Annotated in this window: 4 protein-coding genes; all 4 read left to right on the top strand. The window is 59.5% G+C overall.

What is annotated here, in order from left to right; all coding sequences use genetic code 11:
* Positions 1-3: 3 nt before the first annotated feature.
* On the top strand, positions 4-774 hold the full coding sequence (locus V3W31_06975; protein ID MEE9614680.1) for an AAA family ATPase: 771 nt from the start codon (positions 4-6) through the stop codon (positions 772-774).
* 15 nt (positions 775-789) lie between these two features.
* Entirely contained in the window at positions 790-1644 is an 855-nt protein-coding gene (locus tag V3W31_06980) for a ParB/RepB/Spo0J family partition protein (protein ID MEE9614681.1), read from the top strand.
* Positions 1645-1693: 49 nt separating this feature from the next.
* Complete coding sequence (locus V3W31_06985; protein MEE9614682.1) at positions 1694-2152, top strand: polymer-forming cytoskeletal protein; 459 nt, start codon at positions 1694-1696, stop codon at positions 2150-2152.
* A gap of 95 nt (positions 2153-2247) precedes the next feature.
* Positions 2248-2475, top strand: a 228-nt coding sequence (locus V3W31_06990; GenBank protein MEE9614683.1) for a branched chain amino acid aminotransferase, incomplete at its 3' end; no start/stop codon positions are given.

Below are 2475 nucleotides of genomic sequence, written 5' to 3' on the forward strand. Positions count from 1 at the left end.
ATTCTGGGAAGGATCATCTCCATAGCCAACCAGAAGGGCGGGGTGGGCAAGACCACCACCGCGGTCAATCTCGCCGCTTCTCTGGCCGTTGCCGAAAAGAAGGTCCTGCTGGTGGACTTCGACCCGCAGGGGAACGCCACAAGCGGGGTGGGCCTTCCCAAAAACGGCAGCGACGGCAGCGTGTACCAGGCCATTATCGAGCACACGGGCATAAAGGAGGTTATAAAGGATACCGAGATACCGTTCCTCAAGGCCGCCCCCTCGACCGTGGACCTTATAGGGGCCGAGGTTGAACTGGTGGACGACCCAAGGCGCGAGTTCCGCCTGAAGGACGCGCTCGCCGAAGTCACCGGTGAGTTCGACTATATATGCATAGACTGTCCGCCGTCGCTGAGCCTCTTGACGGTAAACGCGCTCGTGGCCTCGGACTCCGTACTCATACCGCTCCAGTGCGAGTACTACGCGCTCGAAGGGATAAGCCAGATACTTAAGACCATAGAGCTTATAAAGGCCGGGCTGAATCCCTCGCTCGAGGTGGAGGGGATACTGCTTACGATGTTCGACGCGAGGAATAACCTCTCGCACCAGGTGGCCGACGAGGCCAGGGGGCATTTCGGCACCAGGGCCTTTACCACCGTAATACCGAGGAACGTCAGGCTGAGCGAGAGTCCGAGTTTCGGAAAGCCCATAATACTCTACGACATTCGTTCGAGCGGGGCGGTGAGTTATCTGGAACTAGCGAAAGAGATCTTAAACGGCCGCGCTGCGGCATAGACGGGGAAGGGCACTATGCTGAACAAGAGAAAGGTGCTTGGCAAGGGACTCGGCGCACTCATAAAAGCGGGCGAGGGGGCGGAGAAGGGGGAGAAGGCCGGGGGCAACTACCTGCTCTGTCCGGTAGGGAAGATATCGGCCAACAGGCTCCAGCCGAGGAAGAGTTTCGAGGACGACCAAATGATGCAACTCATTGATTCTATTAAGGAAAGTGGCGTTATCGAGCCCCTCGTGGCTCGCCGCAAGGGTTCGAGCTTCGAGCTCATAGCCGGCGAGAGGAGGCTCAGGGCCGCCACGGCGGCAGGGCTGAAGGAGGTGCCTCTGGTCGTTATGGAGGCGACCGACCAGCAGAGCCTCGAGTTCGCCATAGTGGAGAATATCCAGAGGGCGGACCTGAACGCCATAGAGGAGGCCGATGCCTTTAAGAGCCTCATGGATTTCGGGCTCTCTCAAGAGCAGGTCGCCGGGAAGGTCGGGAAGGACAGGGCCACGGTCGCGAACTACTTGAGGCTCCTAAAACTCCCGCCCGAGGTAAAGGACCAGCTCCGCAGCGGCGCCATAAGCATGGGGCACGCCAGGGCCATACTCTCCCTTTCCGGCCACGCGGCCCAGAGGGAGCTTTGCAGGAAGGTGATAACGAGAGGTCTTTCGGTAAGAGAGACCGAGGCCCTTGCGGCAGGGGCCGGGAAGACAAAGAGAAGCTCCGGAGCGAAGACACTCCGCCTGAACCCTCTTGAGAACGAGCTTCGGGAGATATTCGGTACGAAGGTGTCGGTTAAGGATAGCGGCGGCAGGGGGAAGGTAGAGATAGAGTTCTTCTCCGTCGAGGAGAGGGAGAGGATCGTGGAGCTTTTAAGGTCGGCCGGTTGAGGCCGGGAAGGGGTGCCTTATGGAGTACAATCAAAAAAGGAGGGAAGAGATGTTCGGAAAAGACGAGATGGTTTCGACGACGCCAAGGGGCGAGGCCACCGGCTTCATAGACAAGGGCATGAGGTTTAACGGGAAGCTCGACTTCGAGGGGACCGTAAGGATAGACGGCAACTTCAAGGGCGAGATAAAGAGCGAGGGGACTCTCATAGTCGGAGAGGGCGCGCTGGTCGAGGCGGAGATCAACGTCAGCTCGGCCGTAATAGCCGGGGAGATAAGGGGGTCGGTAAACGGCGCGAGGCGTGTGGAGTTGAAGGCGCCCGGGAAGATGGTGGGGGACATAAGGACGCCGACCCTTATAATAGGCGAGGGCGTGGTGTTCGACGGCAACTGCGTGATGGAGAAGAAGGACCGTCCGGCCGAGCTCAGGCCGCCCAAGCAGCAGGTCCCGGTCAAGCAGGCCCCGCAGGCCCCTATTACCAGCCCGGTACAGAAGAACGCGCAGAGTTAGAGGGGTATATATATTGAAGGCCCCGCGCCGCGGCATAGTAAGCCGGGGCAAGGGGGAAGGAGAGGTAGTGCGTGAAAAAGGGTAAGAAGATATGGATGGACGGGAAGCTCGTTCCGTGGGACGAAGCCGCGGTGCACGTGCTTACCCATACGCTCCATTACGGTCTCGGGGTGTTCGAGGGCATAAGGTGCTACCTCGGCGAGGACGGGCGCAGCGCGGTCTTAAGGCTCGAAGAGCACACCGAAAGGCTCTTCGCCTCGGCCCGGATAGTCCAGATGGATATACCGTTCACCCCCGGCGAGATAAACTCGGCCGTTAAGGAG

It is taken from the genome of Thermodesulfobacteriota bacterium (genome assembly GCA_036482575.1).
Lineage (GTDB): Bacteria > Desulfobacterota > GWC2-55-46 > GWC2-55-46 > JAUVFY01 > JAZGJJ01.

Excerpts from the sequence above, each read along its gene's own strand:
- V3W31_06980 (MEE9614681.1), top strand. The coding sequence starts at position 790 with ATGCTGAACAAGAGAAAGGTGCTTGGCAAGGGACTCGGCGCACTCATA.
- V3W31_06985 (MEE9614682.1), top strand. The coding sequence starts at position 1,694 with ATGTTCGGAAAAGACGAGATGGTTTCGACGACGCCAAGGGGCGAGGCC.